The 2705-nt window shown below is 60.0% G+C and carries 1 protein-coding gene; it reads left to right on the top strand.

Annotation, left to right across the window (positions count from 1 at the left end; genetic code table 11):
• A partial coding sequence (locus P3T20_RS37045) for a beta strand repeat-containing protein (protein ID WP_429289455.1) occupies positions 1-2705 on the top strand: 2705 nt, incomplete at both ends.

The following is a 2705-nucleotide window of genomic DNA, read 5'->3' as shown; positions in this document are numbered from 1 at the left end:
GACGCGACGAAGGGCCAGGTCACGCTGGGCGGCGCAACTGGCACGACGATCTCGAACGTGAAGGCGGGCGTTGCCGACATGGACGCAGTGAACGTTGCCCAACTGAAGGACGTGGACACACGTGCCCAGGATGGCATCAATGGCCTGAACGGCGAGATGGCATCGGTGAAGGACGGTATCGACGGTCTGAATGGCCAGATGGCTTCTGTCCAGAATGGCATCGACGGCATCAACGCCGACATGACCAATGTGGTCAAGTACGACGACGCAAGCCACGGCCAGATCAGCCTGGACGGCGCGAACGGCACGACGATCGCAAACGTGAAAGCCGGTGTTGCCGACATGGACGCGGTGAACGTTTCGCAGCTGAAGGACGTGGACACGCGTGCCCAGGACGGTATCAACGGCCTGAACGGTGAGATGGCAACGGTGAAGGACGGCATTGACGGTCTGGCTGGTCAGGTTGCTCAGAACACCGACGGTATCAATGGCCTGAACGGCCAGATGGCATCTGTCCAGAACGGTATCGATGGCCTCAATGCCGACATGACCAATGTGGTCAAGTACGACGACGCAAGCCACGGCCAGATCAGCCTGGACGGCGCGAACGGCACGACGATTGCCAACGTGAAGGCGGGTGTTGCCGACATGGACGCGGTGAACGTTTCGCAGCTGAAGGACGTGGACACGCGTGCCCAGGACGGTATCAACGGCCTTAATGGTCAGATGGCATCGGTCCAGGACGGCATCAACGGTCTGAACGGTGATATGGCAACGGTGAAGGACGGTATCGATGGCCTGAATGGCCAGATGGCATCTGTCCAGAACGGTATCGACGGCATCAACGCCGACATGACCAATGTGGTCAAGTACGACGACGCAAGCCACGGCCAGATCGCGCTGGACGGCGTGAACGGCACGACGATCGCAAACGTGAAAGCCGGTGTTGCCGACATGGACGCGGTGAACGTTTCGCAACTGAAGGACGTGGACACGCGTGCCCAGGACGGCATTAACGGCCTGAATGGTGAAATGGCAACGGTGAAGGACGGTATCGACGGACTGAACGGCCAGATGGCATCGGTGCAGAACGGTATCGACGGTCTGAATGGTGAAGTCGGCAAGAACACCGGCGACATTACCAACATCACGAACCAGATCAACAATGGTGAAATCGGTCTGGTGCAGCAGGACGCGACGAGCCGCAACATCACGGTTGCAGCGAACACGGACGGCACAGTGGTGGACTTCACGGGCACGGCAGGCACGCGTCAGCTGAAGGGTGTGTCTGAAGGCACGGCCGACACGGACGCAGTGAACGTGGCGCAGCTGAAGGCCGCAGGCCTGAACGTGGACACGTCGGGCAACGTGACGAACGCGTTTGTTGCCTACGACGACGCGACGAAGGGTCAGGTCACGCTGGGCGGTGCAACTGGCACGACGATCTCGAACGTGAAGGCAGGTGTTGCCGACATGGACGCAGTGAACGTTTCGCAACTGAAGGACGTGGACACGCGTGCCCAGGACGGTATCAACGGCCTGAACGGTCAGATGGCATCGGTCCAGGACGGTATCAATGGCCTGAACGGTGACATGGCTTCGGTCAAGGACGGCATCAACGGCCTGAACGGCGATATGGCCTCGGTCAAGGACGGCATCAACGGCCTGAACGGCCAGATGGCTTCTGTCCAGAACGGTATCGACGGCATCAACGCCGACATGACCAATGTGGTCAAGTACGACGACGCAAGCCACGGCCAGATCATGCTGGACGGTGCGAACGGCACGACGATCTCGAACGTGAAGGCCGGTGTTGCTGACATGGACGCAGTGAACGTGGCGCAGTTGAAGGCAGCGGGCCTGAACACGGACGACTCGGGCAACGTGACGAACGCGTTTGTTGCCTACGACGACGCGACGAAGGCTCAGGTCACGCTGGGTGGCGCAACGGGTACGACGATCTCGAACGTGAAGGCCGGTGTTGCCGACATGGACGCAGTGAACGTTGCCCAACTGAAGGACGTGGACACACGTGCCCAGGACGGTATCAACGGCCTGAATGGTGAAATGGCAACGGTGAAGGATGGTATCGACGGTCTGAATGGTGAAGTCGGCAAGAACACCGGCGACATTACCAACATCACCAACCAGATCAACAATGGTGAGATCGGTCTGGTGCAGCAGGACGCGACGAGCCGCAACATCACGGTTGCAGCGAACACGGACGGCACAGTGGTGGACTTCACGGGCACGGCAGGCACGCGTCAGCTGAAGGGTGTGTCTGAAGGCACGGCCGACACGGACGCAGTGAACGTTTCGCAGCTGAAGGCCGCAGGCCTGAACGTGGACACGTCGGGCAATGTGACGAACGCGTTTGTTGCCTACGACGATGCGACGAAGGGTCAGGTCACGCTGGGCGGTGCAACGGGTACGACGATCTCGAACGTGAAGGCAGGTGTTGCCGACATGGACGCGGTGAACGTTTCGCAGTTGAAGGACGTGGACACACGTGCCCAGGACGGTATCAACGGCCTGAACGGCGAGATGGCAACGGTGAAGGACGGCATCGACGGTCTGGCTGGCCAGGTTGCTCAGAACACCGACGGCATTAACGGTCTGAATGCTGACATGGCCTCTGTCAAGGATGGCATCAACGGCATCAACGCCGACATCGCCAACGCGGTCAAGTACGACGACGCAAGCCA

This window comes from Paraburkholderia sp. GAS206C, assembly GCF_050435645.1.
GTDB lineage: Bacteria > Pseudomonadota > Gammaproteobacteria > Burkholderiales > Burkholderiaceae > Paraburkholderia > Paraburkholderia phenazinium_B.
This window is presented reverse-complemented; position numbering and strand designations above follow the sequence as displayed.